Origin of the sequence: Methanosarcina barkeri str. Wiesmoor (genome assembly GCF_000969985.1) — an archaeon.
Taxonomy (GTDB): domain Archaea; phylum Halobacteriota; class Methanosarcinia; order Methanosarcinales; family Methanosarcinaceae; genus Methanosarcina; species Methanosarcina barkeri_B.
This window is the reverse complement of record NZ_CP009526.1, coordinates 3,322,502-3,337,364: the sequence shown is the minus strand read 5'-3', so window position 1 is coordinate 3,337,364 and position 14,863 is coordinate 3,322,502. Positions and strand designations below refer to the sequence as shown.

The following is a 14,863-nucleotide window of genomic DNA, read 5'->3' as shown; positions in this document are numbered from 1 at the left end:
TATGATCAGCTACTCTTATCACAACTTAACAGATGCTTCTTTTTTCCCCCTCGCTCATCTTCAGGATGTATCGGGTCTACATGAGCAGCCTCTTCCTCTTCTTCCTTCCTCTCTTCTTCCTTCCTCTCTTCTTCCTTCCTTTCTTCTTCCTTCCTCTCTTCTTTCTTTTCTTCTACAATTTCCTTTTCTTCTACCATTGAGTTGCATCCCCTATAAAAATTATTCAAGCGAACATCATGTGGTGTCGGTTAAGATTTGGAGACTCACTCCTGGACGTGTTATTATCCCTTGAATTATATAATACTCAATAAAAGGATAATAATTCTTATGCAAATCCCTAACAAGCTGACAAAAAATTGACACGGCAGAAAAAGGTTATCCTCCAAAAGAGGAAAAATTGTAGCTCTTCAAAAGCTACCTAAATATAGTCACGAGGCTAAATAATGCAACTGCTCAAATGAGATGCAATGAGATTTTTGTTGCAACAATTACAGGCGTGACTATAGGTACTATAATTTAATATTGTTCTCACAGAGCTATTATTTTATTAATGGTGAGCACTTGAGCCCGAAGCCGTTACAGCCGCTTCACCATCAATAGGCCATAGAGCGATTATTTTATCTATAGCTACATGGGTATACTTTCCGTCGTTTTTGAGAGTGAGGACATTATCGGCACAGGCCTCTATTGTTCCCGTGAAAACATCTGGCCCACCGCAGTAAACGTCTACAGCTTTGTTGAGGTAATGTTCTACTATAAAGCATTGATACATTTCGTTTCCTCCATTTTCTTGTTACTATCTGCTGTAATTTTGGCAATACATTGGCTAATCTGTTTTATTCGATTATTAATTGGCCATTTATTCTTTATAAACATATTTAAAAAATAAAGTTGAGTTTTCAAAATGTAAAGCCGTTGATCTCTGAAATAAAGTTAGTTTTTTTGTCCAAGAAAAATTCATTCAAAGATCGTTGCTTTATCAAGATAATTATATCACATTTTTCGTCAGATTTACTTGCTTTATAGGAGTGCAAAAGATAAGTTTATTTGGAACGTTATTATCGTTATTGTCGAAAATCAAGTAACTATTCAGTCCATCTAAACATGTCTGTTGATATTGATTCTAGTAAATATGTGGAATTCTAAATATAATCTATAAAAAGGAAGAAACGCAGTCAGTCGCTAACAATTAAGGAAAATCAATTTACATAAATTTGTCTGTTGAATCGTTGTAAAAATGGTTACTGAAACTTAATAAGGTAACAAATGCTGTTTTTTATAGGCTGAATAGGTACAAAAATCTAAAATGATACTCTTTAGTTACCCAGGACTTATTATCGAGATCCTCTCTATTGCTTTTGTGTCTACTTGCATGATATGTACTGTGTAAAACAGATATACGATAATCTCAACTGAAAAAAATATATAGTACCTACACTACTTCAAAAACTCATGTGGAAAGTACTGAGAACTCAGCACCAACTGCATAAACTAAAAATCTCCCCAAGAGAAAAATATTCCAGAACTTCTCAAGCATGAAAAACATCGAAACCCAACAGAATCAAAGTTAGGATCTCTACATAAGGTCCAAAATCTCCTTATATTCCTCCATTTATCCGGAAGATGGTTAGCCGTCGTTTCAAGGAAGTTCGAATTTCCTTCCTGAAAACATAGATCTTTATGCGCCAATCAAGTTGCTCAAGAGAAATCTTTTTTCAATGTGATATTTCTCTGGTCTCCCCATAATATAAACATGAGCCTATAAATGTAAATAATTTGTGTGATGACTTAATTAAACTAAACGTTCATATTCTCCTCCGTTAGCATAGCTTGCAATATTTCAATGCATCGTTTTTTGGGTAGTTCATCCTTGTAAAACAAATAGAGGTTGGCAATGCGGAATCCCCAAGCGAGGGCGAAAATATCCCTTACGAGTGTATTACACATAGCAAAATCGATACCCCGGCTTCTTACTCCTTCGCAATATCCGTCAATTATTTTTTGCTTGAAATAGGGCAGCAGCGAGATATCCCTGCTTGAGTAGACAAAGGCCTCCATCAAGACATCGACGGCGTCCTCTCCCATATACCCGTACCCGGCGCAATCCCAATCAATCAGGTAAATATCTGTCTCGCCCGCGGATTCCCTAAAAATCAGGTTGTCATGATGAAAGTCTCCCTGACACAGCGTAAGGGGAAGCGTATCGAATGAAGCAAATATGTTGTTAGCATGTAAGGCATAATCATTTAAAATATGCCTCAACTCATCCGGGAAACCGTCGATGGGCCGGCTGAGACGAGATTTCATGCGGTTCCACCAGAGATTAAAGCTGGAGCGAACCGCCGGATAATTGCGCAGATAAGGCAAATCTCGCTCACCATACAAATGGAACTCGGCTTGTAATTCGCCCAATTTTTGAGCAGCAAGCGCAAGCTCATTGCCGTGCAGCTTCTTGTTTCCAGTCTTGCCTTCGATAAACTCCATCCAGATTTGGGTGATGCCTTCGCTTTCTTCCAGTAAATAACACCTTGGAAGCTTAAGCACCTTTGGCAGTTCATCGTTCAATCCTTGTTTATATATGTCATATTCCCGACGCCAGCTGTCAGGATCACCATATCGATCCCATTTTCGTTGTGTTTTTACAATGATGGAAAACGGGAGCAAGCCGTTGTCTGTTTCCGCATTGCCGAACAATTTTGCAACATCACCTACTGTGCCGCCCTGTAAGACTTCTGTAGAATACTGAGCATCGTTTATTTCGTTTGCAAACATATTGCCAAGCGTGGCAAGCAGTGACGCCTTGTGTATATCGGTCATAATATTATCCTCACTTTTTGTTTTTTAATGTAGGAGGTACGCAGTTGGCTCTTAGCACATTGTTTTTAGCAACTCCACAAATATATAAATTAATTTACTATGTATATGGGGTTATTTAAATATTCTGTCACTGGTGCTCTTATAATTTTCATAACACTTTCAAACCAGGATATTCCACTTTTGATTCTTTGTAATTCCAGTCTAAGAAAAGCTCTCAATGAGAACATTATATGTGCACTTTGTGACTCTTCATTTCTTGCCTGGCGTTTTTCGACACCACATAATTACTTTATTCCTCTATGATATTCCTCAATTTTCCACGCCTTCTTTGCCAATTTCTCACGTTTTGATTCATCCACATGGTTCATCCATCTCCTGCACATCTGTAACCCTGTGTTGCGTGTCTCCATCTTTTGAAACTATCCGAAACATCTTTACAAATCCATATGTTTTGAGGTGAACCACACGTCCTTTTGGCGGAATATCTATTGTTTCAAGTGGCACATTTCCTTTGTTTTCAGGATTTACCAAACGATTATTTTTTAACCTTGTAAGAAAATGACATTCTTTCTTCCTAATGGCTTAGGATTTACGCACTTGAAGCACAAAACAATAGCAGTAAACTCATAATTTCCTAAAATTAAAATTTTAACTATGGTGTTTACTGTACTTGATTTTGCAGTATAATTGCGTAAGTCCTGAAGATATTGGGGAGAATGAATCTTTACACTTGTGTAGAACTCATTCTATTTTCACACTGTAATCTTCCTGAACATATCCCGGGATCGTCACCACAACCGCAGTGATAATAAGGAGCAGCTCAATAGGGATTACCGGGAGAGATCAGGCACCTACACTGCAAACAGATATACCGGAGTTTTGACGGTCATTGGGAGTCCACACATGTACTCTTGACACACCACGCACTCAGTCGGACCCAGTTGTCGAGTATCGACTTCCTTTCATCAAAGAGCAGGTCCCAGTCCGGATCATGCGATATGCCAGAAATACCGGGTAGTGCCTTCATCATGGATAATGCTGCCTTTTTCCCTGCGAGTTCAGGCGCCAGTCCCCATGAAATTTCATCACATATATGGAGGATGGACGAGATCATGGTGACAACCGCAGGTTTTTTTGAAAATTCGCGCAGGGTGTGGATGAATACTTCCCGCTTATTCTCACCCTCAAGTGATGTAGCTGTGTTCCAGTACTGCTTCTCGTCGATATTGAAACGATCAAGGCGGACAAGCACTTACAGCTGGACTAATAGCTTTAATATATTTTAAAGGCAACAATATCCAGTAGATGACTAAGGGAATACTTATTGCAGGAACACATAGCGGAGTTGGAAAAACTACAGTTTCGGTGGGCATCATGGCTGCCCTTAAGCAAAGGCAGTTAAAAGTCCAGCCTTATAAAGTAGGGCCTGACTACATTGATACTTCCCATCATACTGCAATCTGCAGGCGCCCTTCAAGAAATCTGGACACATATATAATGGGTATAGATGGAGTCAGGCAGACTGTAGCCAGAACATCTGCAGATGCGGATATCATGGTAGTAGAAGGTGTAATGGGACTTTTTGATGGAGTCGATTCTACGGAAATTGCAAGCTCAGCACAGGTTGCAAAAATTCTTGACTTACCGGTGATTCTGGTAATAGATGTCAATGGCATGTCCAGAAGTACCGCTGCTCTCCTTAAAGGGTACTCGGAGTTCGATCCTGACGTAAAGGTTTCAGGCGTAATCCTGAATCAGGTTGGAAGTCCACGCCACGCGGAACTTGTAAAAAATTCACTTCCGGATGAAATCCCTGTTGTAGGCGAGATTCCACGAAGGAAAGATATTGAAGTTCCTTCCAGGCATCTTGGTCTGTATATGGCTCACGAAAATGATTATAATACAGAAGAAATGGCTGCGTTTATTGAGGAAAACGTTGACCTTGATGCAATTCTTGAACTTGCCGAACCCTGTTCAGTTCCGGAAATTTCTGACGTGAAGGAGCAGAAGGCAGATGTCAGGATAGGAATCGCAATGGATCCTGCATTCTGTTTTTATTACCAGGATATGTTCGATGCCTTCATGTGTCAGGGAGCTGAAGTCGAATTTTTTAGCCCGATGGCAGGAGAAATGCCGGATGTAGATGGAATATATCTTGGAGGCGGATATCCTGAACTTTATGCGGAAGCCCTTGAAAATTCAAAGACTACACGCAAGCTTAAAGACCTTGCAGCTGATGGTCTGCCCATATATGCAGAATGCGGCGGTCTGCTCTACCTCTGCAGAACCTATGAAGTAAATGGCAGAGTCTATAAAATGGCAGATGTCGTGCCTGGAAATACACATATGACAAATCAGCTTAACGCTCTTGACTATACCGAAGCCCACCCTCTAGATAGAAATTTTTGTTCTCATAACATAAAAGGTCATGAGTTCCATTTTTCGATTACAGAATGTGACCGTGATGCAAGATTTGAATACAAAATGCTCCGAGGAAAAGGTATACAGGACGGTTTTGACGGGCTTATTGAGCACAATACTCTTGCAGGGTATATGCACTCTCATCCTGCAACTTTCCCGGCAGGAAAATTCGTACAGAAGTGCAGAGAGTATAACAGAAGATAACACTTTGAGGCTGTAAAATTCAAATCATTCGTATCCTCTTCAAATTGAGTGGAAATCTCTCAATTTCCACTCACTGAGCTTTTTTCTCTGATGATTTGAGCCAGAAATGGCATCTCAAATTTACTGCCGACTCTATCATATATGTACTGATATGCACTTACCCCCAATTTCTTTGCCGTCTGAACAATCGTCATAAATGTGTGATTTGCCTTTGTTTCTTCCTCTGTTATGGTTTGAAGGCTCACATCCTTTTTTCTGACCTTTGCTCTCGCCGCCAGTTCCGCTGGCAAAACCAGTACCTTTAACAGCTGTTCTTTGTTCTCTTTCGTCTTAGCGATTCTTTCATCCAGATGTTAATATCCTGTTACTTTTTTATTGTACTTCTTTCTATGAGTTCTTTTTAAACTCTTCAATATCTGCCACCGGAAGCCACTATATATTTTATAGCTTTTTTCTTAAAGAGTGTCAACTAGAATGATTTACTTACATTTTTCATTTATTTTTCTATTGTAATACAATTTTAATAGTGTTTTCATGTTTATATAAGTTCAGATTCTATGAATTCCTGAAAAAGACTTGTGCGCCTAAACGATACAATAAGTTGAAATATATTTCTACTGTTGATGGTCTGCTGACATCTTCTCCATATAAATTAGTAAGATATGAATGAAATTAAAACTCCACGACTTTTCAGATTTAATAGGAAAACTTTGCAGGACTGGTCAGTTTAGTTTTATCGATAATCAACCGGAATCAGAATTTCAGGCACTTATTCATATTTTACAAGCCTTGGTTGTAAAGTTTTCTCTCATTTGAAAGAATGTATCTACTTTTCTATAGGTGCATTTATATAATTTGACTATGTAGTATATGCGTTGAAAATAAAGAAACGTATAATCTGTTGTTAAAAACCAATTTTTGTTTTTAATTTAAGGGGCTATACAATCTTGTTTTTTAATTAACAATTATCTGCTAAAGCGAAGGTGAAACGAAAACGGCTTTTAATGACAGAAATTTCAGGAGAAATTCCGGATGTTTCCGTGATAGCAGCGGACCAAGAGAAATGACAAAAGTGACTTGTTCTGACTTGCGGTATTGAGACCAGAATACCTTCAAACTCACCGAAGGCAGGCTAGTATACTGCAGAGAATGTTTTCCTAACCACAGGAATTCTAAAGATAATCTGCATCAGGTGTTATTAATTTGTAATTAAATTTTACATTAATGCCTGTTTCATCTTTTTGTTTTTTTTGGTTTATCCTCTTTGTTTCTATACTTATTTCCATCTAATGCAGCAGAAAAAAGTAGAAACAAAAAAGCATAGAGGATAGTAATAGGTACGGATCATTCAATTTTCAATTTATCAGTTTTTAACTCAACTTATCAATTTTCGACTTATAAATAATCAATCAAAGGTCATCACGGAGGAATTAACTTAGCTAATTACAGAAGCACTATTAGAAAAAGAAGATCAGGATCCAGAAAACCAGCAAACTCAGGAAATACACCTGAAGTCTCTAGGGTACGAATTCCCCGCAAGGATAAAAACGAAGTCCTGGCAACGGTTACGAGTTTACTCGGCTCGAAAAGGGTAACACTTCAGTGTATGGACGGAGTTGTCCGAATGGGTAGGATCCCGGGATCTAAACATAAAAAAATGTGGATTCGTGAAGGCGATATTGTTATCGCTAATCCATGGGAAATACAGGATTCCAAAGCCGACGTTACCTGGAAATATACAAGGCCACAGGTCGAATGGCTTGAAAGGAAAGGCTACATTAAGTAATGATCTAAAAATTGTAAAGATGCCTAGTATAGATAGGTAACTGAAACAAAGGTGTCTGCTAAAGATGCCTGAAATTCATATTTTTCTTTTCTGTAGGAGCGAGCCTGCCATCTTCTCTGCAAGACATGCTTAGAAACTATTTTCATTTTAATAATGTTCGCTTTTATTTAAGTAGATATATTTATATATTTTAAATGCAAGGTATGCTCGTTGAAAAATAAAGAGATGTATAATGATCTGCTGTTAGAAACCAATTTTTGTTTTTATCAAAAAGGCCTATACAATCTTATTTTAAACAATTATCAAAAACTAAAACAAAGGTGAAACAAAATGGCTTTTAACGACAGAAATATGTTCAGAGGAAATTCTAATTTCGGCGCTCCTAGAGAAATGTACAAGGCAACCTGTTCTGATTGTGGTGTTGAAACCGAAGTGCCTTTCAAACCTGACCCAGAAAGACCCGTTTACTGCAGAGAGTGTCTTCCTAACCACAGGAAACCCAGAGAAAGCCGCAGATACTAAGTAAAATTTGTAAATTAAGTGTACACCAACACTTATTTCTTTTCCACTTTTTTAAAGTTTACATAAATTTGGGACATACTTTTTAAGTTAGCTTTTTTTCACATCCAAATAATTCAAAATATGTTTTCCCTGCCGGAGGTCTGCTTAAATCTTCCACGAATATGTTTGTAAAATCAAAGTGGAATTAAAACCCCGCAATTTTTGCAGCTTTATAGGCCCTTTGTAGGGCTTCTTTAAATCTCTAATTTGACAGACGTATATGTTTTATAATGTATGAATGGGCTTCAAGCTTCTGTTTTTTTATACAACTTAAATTTATATGCTATGTTTGTTGATTTTTGACATCTTCATTTTACCACAAGATAATGTGTCAATACAATGTGTTTTTTGTAAGAAAATACTATATTAATTAATATAATCTGTCAAATTAAGGTTAGATTAAGCGATTCTTTTTCGCTGGGGAAGGTTTTTCTGATTCAAGTGAATTTCTGATTCAAGTAAATTTCTGATTCAAGTAAATTTCTGATTCAAATAAATTTCTGATTCAAGTGAATTTCTGATTCAAGTAAATTTCTGATTCAAGTGAATTATGGATCAGGTAATAATGTAGTAGTAAAATTGGTTTTGAATAACTCAATTGGAATACACGATAATTATATAGCAGTTTAAATAAATTATAACCTTAAAAATGAAATCAAATTTCTGGAAAAAACTTCTATCTGAAGAACTTTACGTAATTAATAGTGAAGAAAAATATTTAGAATGGAGTATAAAGGCAAAAAAGGAATTTAATCAATATAGATATAAGTTAAAGCTGGAAAGGAGGTGAAAGAAAGAAAATCTTCCGTTTAATAGTCTTGAAAAAGCAAAATATAACTTCATAAATTAATGGAAAATATAAGAACATATGATGAAGCGATTCAAAAACGATTGTGGATGATCAATAAACAATGGTTAAATCTTACTTTGTTCCATCATCTTCCTGGAGCTCCGGAGACAAATAACTCTATTGAAAGTGACTATTCAAAAAGTCTAAAAATGGATAGTAAGAAGCAGTTTAGAACTAATAAAGGAATTGAAAATAAGATTAAACTTACTGAAATGAGAAGACTAAATTTGCCCAAGAAACCAAAAAAGTCATTTATAGAATTATTCAAATTATTTACTCCATTTAAGCTGTAGTAAGTTATTTTGATAAAAATTTCACTTTGGAAAGTAGCGGAACGTATCGATTTTAAGTAAAAGAGTCAGTAAAAAGATCAAATGAATAAACAGATTCTTTGGCAAAAATGCCAAAGAATCCGTTTTTCAAGATTATTGCAGCTTTTTGAGGTAGTTAACAGAGAAAAGTGTAGGTTTAAGGAAGCAAAAGGAAGCAAAAATAAGAGAAATCACTAGATTATGGAATTGTGTCCTTCAACGTAAAAATGCAAATAAAATTACGCTGATAATGGACAATCTAAATATACATGTCCCTGGAGTTCTCTATGAAACATTTCCACCAGCGAAAGCGAAGGCGCTGTGGGATAGGTTTGAGTTTGTGTACACACCAAAAAATGGAAGTTGGTTGAACATAGCAGAGATTGAATTGAACGTGCTTTCAGGTCAATATTTAAAAAGAAGAATGGATAACATCGAGAATGTTAGGAAAGAAATATTGGCATGGCAAAATTACAGAAACAACAAAAATTCAAAGGTTAACTGGCAGTTCACAACAGATGACGCAAGGATAAAATTATCACGTATTTATCCGACAATTGAAGATTGACGCGACACTCGGGTAAATCAGTCCGCGTGAAAGAACTAAAATAATTATACTTGCCCATATTTCAGCTCGCTTTAACAGGTGTAATCCGTAAAAAATGCCGTCCTCCCAAGACGGGACTCGGGTAATTTAGCTCGCTTTACAGGTGTAATCCGCAAAAATTGCCGTTCTCCTGAGACGGGACTCAGGTGGCGGAACTCGGATGGTGACCCGGATGGATCATATTGCAGGTTCAGTGTCCAGCCCTGCGGAAGAAGAGGAAAGGCGTTTTTCTTCTATCATTTGCATGAGCCTGTTCATTACGTCTTCAATTCCTTCTCCGGTAACTGTGGAAATATTAAATTCTACTTCATCCAGCTTCTTGAACTCGGACCTGTCAGCCTTGTTTGCGACTACAAGCAGAGGAAGTTTGAAATTCTCTCGAATTTCCACAAGCAGGTGTTTCTGTGCTTCGATTTCGTATCCACAGCTTTCACTTGGATCAATCATAAACATCACAACCGCATCAAGGTAATGAATTGCGGTGATTGCCTGCCTTTCTATATCATTTCTCTCAGACATCGGGCGGTCAAGAAGTCCCGGAGTATCCATAACTTGGTAACGCATACTGTCCCGCATGAAATGCCCGATTGTTACGCCTTTTGTTGTAAATGGATATGGAGCGATTTCAGGGTTTGCACCTGTAATTTTTGAGACAAAACTGGACTTTCCTACATTCGGATAGCCAGCAATTACAATTGTAGGCTCATCCTGCACATCAGGAAGTTTCCGCAAGATGTTTCTGGCTTCGTTCAGGAAAAGAAGATCCTTGTTAATTGACTTGATGATCGAAGCAAGCCTTCCAAATGCTTCTTTCCGGATAGGCTCAGGGAGATCCGAATTTCTAATTTTCCCAACATAGCTTCTTGAAATCTCATGGATTTTTCTGCTGGCCCAGTCCACGGATGCAAGGGACATCTTGAGTTTTTCTACGCCTACAAGGATATCTGTGAGTTCATAATAAAATCTGGGTAATTGTTCGAAACTTGGGAATCTCCTGACGATATTTGCAAGATTATCAGTCAAAATATTTGCAGCTGTCAGTAACATAGACTCATTGGCCCTTAATCGGCTTTCTCTGCTATCTATAGTTTTCCCGGACATAGCTCGAGCTGACCGCTTAAAGGCTTTATTGATTAATTCCTCGGAAGTGGGAACGGTGTGAATTTTCTCGAAGATCATTATGTTCTAACCCTCTGGGGACTCTGCTAAGTTATATAAACGTTATTATTGAAGAATTTCAACAAAATAAATTCGCAAGCGAGAGTCTCGCAGAGATTCATTAATGCGATTCCCTGGGAGAATATTTATTGCTCGGTTTTGAATTTATAATTACAAAATATGGTAATAAACTCTGATCTTAAATGAAAAATCAGGTAAATATTTAAAGCAGAACCGGACTGTATTTATATTTGTAATATTAATTTGTAATAAGATTTATAATCATTAATTATGGTAAATATATGCGTCAACTTACATTATCTATTTATCAATTTTGTACATCATTCTTATAAATGTATATGAAACTAATGGTGGTAGTATGGAACTTACTCCGATTCAAAAAGACATTATTATTGCATTAATCAACCTTCAGCGGCAAAAGGACCGGGCAATCAAGGGAGAAGAAATAGCCGAGGTAATCAAGCGTAATCCTGGAACTATCCGCAATCAGATGCAGTTATTAAAGGCTCTTGGGCTTGTAGAGGGAGTGCCTGGGCCAAAAGGAGGCTATAAGCCCACAGGAGCAGCATATGATGCATTAAGAATCCAACAACTGAAAAATGAGTCTGTAGTTCCCCTTTACAGAAATAATGCGTTAGTTAATGGAGCTACAGCTGCCGATATTAGTTTTACCACGGTCAGGAGTCCTGATGCCTGTAGCGGAGTCGTCCGTGTAATTGGAAACACAAAAGATTTCATAATGGACGATAAGCTTCAGGTAGGCCCCACACCTGTAAACCGCCTGATAATCCGTGGAGAAGTCACCGGAAGGGATGACACTAATAATTCAATTCTGTTCAATATTACGGAAATGATTTCACTCCCTAAAAAACATGTCAAACATTATATGAAGTATCCTCCTTTGCTTGTAAATCTCAATGCGAGTATCCAGGAAGCAACGAGGCTTTTTATCCGGAATAACGTTCATGGAGCTCCTGTAGACGATAAAGGAAAAATCATAGGAATCGTTACCTACACCGATATTGCCCATGCTATTGCTCAGGGAAAACCAAACGTAAAAGTTAAAGATATCATGACAAAAGAACTTATCACGGTTGATGGGGATATGCAGCTCTATGACGTTGTAAAATTATTCCATAAATATAACGTAGGCAGGCTCATCGTAACCATTAATGGCGTGCCCAAAGGCACACTGTCAAAAACCGATGTCCTGAATGAACTGGCAGTGTATTAAAAAATTAAGGCTTTTTGCGGCTATTTAAATGAAAAGAAATAAGTTATTAATAATTATTAGTAATTATTAAAAGTAATTAAAAGTTATTATATATTATTAAAAGTAGCTGGAAAAAACTCGATGTTTTTAAAATATCGAATTATCCGGGTTTTCAAACCAGGAGGTAAAAACCTCCAGGTCTTCAATCCCTTTTCATGCTTTCATGTCGGGCACTGAGCTCGGCTGCGATTTCATCAAGGGTAACATTATTTGCCGCAAGCATTACCAGAAGATGGAAAATAAGGTCTGAACTTTCAGAAACGATTTCTTCATGGTTTTCATTCCTGACTGCAAGGATTGTTTCAATTGACTCCTCACCTACTTTTTCAAGAATCTTGTTCATACCTTTACGATGGTTCAAAAGCTTGCAGACATATGAGCGCTCGTCATAGTTCTGTTTTCGATCCAGTATGATCTCATATACCCTGTTTAAGATTGATAGGTCAGCATCCGGCATTTTAACACCTGTTTAATTAACATCGATAAATATTTTAAAAACTCATATAGAGAAAAAAATATCCAAAAAAGTAAAAACAGGAAATTTTCAAACTTTCCTTGGATCAGTGATTTCTCCTGTAAGGGCTGATGCTCCTGCAGTTGCAGGGGAAGACAGATATACAAAAGATTCGGGACTGCCTTCTCTGCCTTTGAAGTTACGATTTGAGGTTGCAAGGCCCACTTCTCCTGCACCAAGCAAGCCGAAAGAGCCACCCATACATGGTCCGCAGCACGGGGATTCTACGATTGCGCCTGCATTCATGAGCTTTTCTATATACCCGGCTTTCAAGAGTTTCAGGTACTCAGTTCTTGAAGCAGGAACTACAAGCAGGCGAACACCCTTGGCTACTGGCTCATCGCCCATAATATCAGCCATGATTTTAATATCTTCGAATCTGCCGTTCGTGCAGGAACCCACAAAGATCTGGTCAAGTTTTGTACCCTCTACCTCGGTTACGGGTTTTACGTTATCCACGTGGTGAGGGCATGCTACCTGGGGCTCCAGGTCAGATACGTCGTAGTGCCTGATTCCCACATATTTTGCATCTTCATCGGATTTCCAATAAGGATCGAATTCGTAATACATAATCCGCTCTTTGAGGTAGTTTGCAGTCACTTCATCGGCTTCGATGATTCCTGCCTTTCCGCCCATCTCGATTGCCATATTGGACATAGTCATGCGTTCGGGGATCGAGAGAGAGTGAATTGTTGAGCCTCCAAATTCAGCTGCCATATACCTGGCCCCTTCTACTCCTACGTCACCTATCAGGTGGAGGATAAGGTCTTTGGAGTAAACACGTTCTGGCAGGTTACCTTCCACCTCAAAGCGGAAAGTTTCTGGTACCTTGAACCAGAGTTTGCCAGTGGCAAAAACAGCTGCCATATCAGTAGACCCTATACCTGTAGAAAACGCACCAAGTGCACCATACGCACATGTATGCGAATCCGAGCCAACAATAAGGTCTCCTGGCAGGACATGTCCTTTCTCGGGAAGAACCTGATGGCAAACTCCTTCGTATACATCATAATTTAAAATGCCCTGTTCTTCAGCAAATTTTCGGAGCATAATATGATTTGCGGTGGCGTTAATGGAGTCCGCAGGAACCTGATGATCAAATACGATCACTATTTTCGTTGGATCCCATACTTTCTTCTCTTCTTTGTCCTTCATAATCTCATAGAAGCCTTTGACTGCTAGCGGACCTGTAATGTCGTGAGTCATTGCTAGGTCTATATTTGCCAGTACGAAATCCCCGGCTTTTACGGGACTTCCGGAGGCTTTCGAAAAGATCTTTTCCGAAACAGTCATCGGACAACTTTCATTACCAGACATCCCGGTCATGGGGAATAACTGGCTCTTTCTAATAAATAAATTTAATTGATGGTGCAGGTCGACAAAAACTAAAAAACCTTTCAAGCTTATTTAAAAAAAGAGTTAGCTAAAATAAGAGCATTTTAACCGGTAAAATTTGAAGGTTTGCCAATTCTCGCTTTTAACAACTAATTTCGGTGCTTCCTCTGCTGTCGTGAACTATACAGGTAAATGTGCCATTTTCCTGGCTCTTTATTGCAAGTTCAAGGCCCTTTTTCCCTCTTCTGAAATCCACAAAATTTTCATACAGGCCAAGCGTGTCCTCAAGTTCCAAAATATATCTAAAGAGAAGATTCTCTGCCATTTTTCGGCTGTCTTCTATAGAGATAGGGGACCCAAGACCTTCACATTCACAGGTATGTAATCTCAGCCCTTCTATATAAAAAGGATAAGTGCTACAGAGCATAGGGCGCACTTGATAGATCCGGCATTTGTACGTATCTCTTTCAAGAAAGATACAGTCTCCGTTCATCTTCCGCCTGAGAATCCATCCAAAGGCATGAATCTTACCCTCACAGTCGATACAATCCTTAAGAGATTCAAGAAGGTCAGGAGAAAAAGACTCCTCGTTTTCCTCCGATGCCTTGAATGAAGTTTCTGGACATTCTTCTTTTGATTCCTCTGCCCCATCCTGGATAGGGCCCTCAGTCACAAACGGTCCTGCAACCTCCAGTTTTGAGAGGTCTGTATATTCCCGGATTTTTTCAATTTCGGAAGGAATCACCGCTACCCTGTTATCCCCGAAAGCCCGCCTGCAGCATTTTCCACAGTGCTGGCAGAAAAAACCGATTTTCTGGATTTCAGATGCAAGCTTTTCGGGGTCAAGTCTGCGAGCCATTTCTATTTCTTTCTTGAGACCGGCAATAAGAAGGCGCTGATAACTTGTTTTTCCGGACTCCGGCTTATTGCCTGTGCTGGAAGCTTCCATGCAAATACTCGTGACCTGCTGGTACATCAAATTAACGCAAGCTGCAATTGAAGCCA

At 38.5% G+C, this 14,863-nt stretch carries 13 protein-coding genes and 3 pseudogenes; 6 read left to right on the top strand and 10 right to left on the bottom strand.

The features are described 5' to 3' along the window. Nucleotides 1–5 precede the first annotated feature (5 nt). The 5 genes and pseudogenes from MSBRW_RS13845 to MSBRW_RS13825 all read right to left on the bottom strand — a co-directional run bounded on the left by MSBRW_RS13845 (nucleotide 6) and on the right by MSBRW_RS13825 (nucleotide 4,069). Nucleotides 6–197 (bottom strand): hypothetical protein, encoded by a 192-nt coding sequence (locus tag MSBRW_RS13845; RefSeq protein WP_048102791.1) that lies wholly within the window; start codon nucleotides 195–197, stop codon nucleotides 6–8. Nucleotides 198–547: 350 nt separating this feature from the next. After that, nucleotides 548–772 (bottom strand): MM0924 family protein, encoded by a 225-nt coding sequence (locus MSBRW_RS13840; RefSeq protein WP_011307129.1) that lies wholly within the window; start codon nucleotides 770–772, stop codon nucleotides 548–550. A 1,025-nt stretch (nucleotides 773–1,797) separates the two neighbouring features. Beyond that, nucleotides 1,798–2,817: an aminoglycoside phosphotransferase family protein gene (locus tag MSBRW_RS13835; protein ID WP_011307130.1), complete on the bottom strand. Its 1,020-nt coding sequence runs from the start codon at nucleotides 2,815–2,817 to the stop codon at nucleotides 1,798–1,800. Between the two features lie 89 nt (nucleotides 2,818–2,906). Continuing rightward, a pseudogene (locus MSBRW_RS24500) lies at nucleotides 2,907–3,399 on the bottom strand (IS701 family transposase); the annotation flags it as partial. Nucleotides 3,400–3,703: 304 nt separating this feature from the next. Beyond that, on the bottom strand, nucleotides 3,704–4,069 hold the full coding sequence (locus MSBRW_RS13825; RefSeq protein WP_011307132.1) for a hypothetical protein: 366 nt from the start codon (nucleotides 4,067–4,069) through the stop codon (nucleotides 3,704–3,706). A gap of 53 nt (nucleotides 4,070–4,122) precedes the next feature. Here MSBRW_RS13825 and MSBRW_RS13820 point away from each other — a divergent pair, with 53 nt between their 5' ends. Next, on the top strand, nucleotides 4,123–5,442 hold the full coding sequence (locus tag MSBRW_RS13820; RefSeq protein ID WP_011307133.1) for a cobyrinate a,c-diamide synthase: 1,320 nt from the start codon (nucleotides 4,123–4,125) through the stop codon (nucleotides 5,440–5,442). A gap of 59 nt (nucleotides 5,443–5,501) precedes the next feature. On the opposite strand, the gene MSBRW_RS13815 is transcribed toward MSBRW_RS13820, so the two are convergent. Next, nucleotides 5,502–5,732, bottom strand: coding sequence for a hypothetical protein (locus MSBRW_RS13815; RefSeq protein ID WP_011307134.1), 231 nt, complete (start codon nucleotides 5,730–5,732; stop codon nucleotides 5,502–5,504). 1,166 nt (nucleotides 5,733–6,898) lie between these two features. Here MSBRW_RS13815 and eif1A point away from each other — a divergent pair. The 4 genes and pseudogenes from eif1A to MSBRW_RS13795 form a co-directional block, all read left to right on the top strand. Next, nucleotides 6,899–7,228, top strand: coding sequence for a translation initiation factor eIF-1A (eif1A, locus tag MSBRW_RS21400; protein ID WP_080565354.1), 330 nt, complete (start codon nucleotides 6,899–6,901; stop codon nucleotides 7,226–7,228). Nucleotides 7,229–7,558: 330 nt separating this feature from the next. Continuing rightward, a complete protein-coding gene (locus MSBRW_RS13805) occupies nucleotides 7,559–7,750 on the top strand; it encodes a CxxC-x17-CxxC domain-containing protein (protein ID WP_011307136.1) in 192 nt (63 codons plus the stop codon). Nucleotides 7,751–8,419: 669 nt separating this feature from the next. Then, nucleotides 8,420–8,932, top strand: a pseudogene (locus MSBRW_RS13800) (ISNCY family transposase); the annotation flags it as partial. A 235-nt stretch (nucleotides 8,933–9,167) separates the two neighbouring features. After that, nucleotides 9,168–9,518 (top strand): annotated as a pseudogene (locus tag MSBRW_RS13795) (transposase); the annotation flags it as partial. Between the two features lie 216 nt (nucleotides 9,519–9,734). Here MSBRW_RS13795 and MSBRW_RS13790 read toward each other — a convergent pair. Continuing rightward, nucleotides 9,735–10,736: an NOG1 family protein gene (locus MSBRW_RS13790; protein WP_011307138.1), complete on the bottom strand. Its 1,002-nt coding sequence runs from the start codon at nucleotides 10,734–10,736 to the stop codon at nucleotides 9,735–9,737. A gap of 358 nt (nucleotides 10,737–11,094) precedes the next feature. Here MSBRW_RS13790 and MSBRW_RS13785 point away from each other — a divergent pair, with 358 nt between their 5' ends. Next, nucleotides 11,095–11,970, top strand: coding sequence for a CBS domain-containing protein (locus tag MSBRW_RS13785; protein WP_011307139.1), 876 nt, complete (start codon nucleotides 11,095–11,097; stop codon nucleotides 11,968–11,970). 181 nt (nucleotides 11,971–12,151) lie between these two features. Here MSBRW_RS13785 and hisE read toward each other — a convergent pair whose 3' ends face one another. The 3 genes from hisE to MSBRW_RS13770 all read right to left on the bottom strand — a co-directional run bounded on the left by hisE (nucleotide 12,152) and on the right by MSBRW_RS13770 (nucleotide 14,807). After that, nucleotides 12,152–12,466, bottom strand: coding sequence for a phosphoribosyl-ATP diphosphatase (gene hisE / locus MSBRW_RS13780; protein WP_011307140.1), 315 nt, complete (start codon nucleotides 12,464–12,466; stop codon nucleotides 12,152–12,154). A gap of 87 nt (nucleotides 12,467–12,553) precedes the next feature. After that, nucleotides 12,554–13,840, bottom strand: a complete 1,287-nt coding sequence (locus tag MSBRW_RS13775) for a 3-isopropylmalate dehydratase large subunit (protein WP_230670141.1) — start codon at nucleotides 13,838–13,840, stop codon at nucleotides 12,554–12,556. Nucleotides 13,841–14,000: 160 nt separating this feature from the next. Further along, nucleotides 14,001–14,807: a YkgJ family cysteine cluster protein gene (locus tag MSBRW_RS13770; RefSeq protein ID WP_011307142.1), complete on the bottom strand. Its 807-nt coding sequence runs from the start codon at nucleotides 14,805–14,807 to the stop codon at nucleotides 14,001–14,003. Between the last annotated feature and the right edge of the window lie 56 nt (nucleotides 14,808–14,863).

Excerpts from the sequence above, each read along its gene's own strand:
- MSBRW_RS13820 (WP_011307133.1), top strand. The coding sequence starts at position 4,123 with ATGACTAAGGGAATACTTATTGCAGGAACACATAGCGGAGTTGGAAAA.
- MSBRW_RS13790 (WP_011307138.1), bottom strand. The coding sequence starts at position 10,736 with ATGATCTTCGAGAAAATTCACACCGTTCCCACTTCCGAGGAATTAATC.
- hisE (WP_011307140.1), bottom strand. The coding sequence starts at position 12,466 with ATGCCGGATGCTGACCTATCAATCTTAAACAGGGTATATGAGATCATA.
- MSBRW_RS13770 (WP_011307142.1), bottom strand. The coding sequence starts at position 14,807 with ATGGAAGCTTCCAGCACAGGCAATAAGCCGGAGTCCGGAAAAACAAGT.
- MSBRW_RS13785 (WP_011307139.1), top strand. The coding sequence starts at position 11,095 with ATGGAACTTACTCCGATTCAAAAAGACATTATTATTGCATTAATCAAC.
- MSBRW_RS13775 (WP_230670141.1), bottom strand. The coding sequence starts at position 13,840 with ATGTCTGGTAATGAAAGTTGTCCGATGACTGTTTCGGAAAAGATCTTT.
- MSBRW_RS13840 (WP_011307129.1), bottom strand. The coding sequence starts at position 772 with ATGTATCAATGCTTTATAGTAGAACATTACCTCAACAAAGCTGTAGAC.
- MSBRW_RS13805 (WP_011307136.1), top strand. The coding sequence starts at position 7,559 with ATGGCTTTTAACGACAGAAATATGTTCAGAGGAAATTCTAATTTCGGC.
- MSBRW_RS13835 (WP_011307130.1), bottom strand. The coding sequence starts at position 2,817 with ATGACCGATATACACAAGGCGTCACTGCTTGCCACGCTTGGCAATATG.
- MSBRW_RS13845 (WP_048102791.1), bottom strand. The coding sequence starts at position 197 with ATGGTAGAAGAAAAGGAAATTGTAGAAGAAAAGAAAGAAGAGAGGAAG.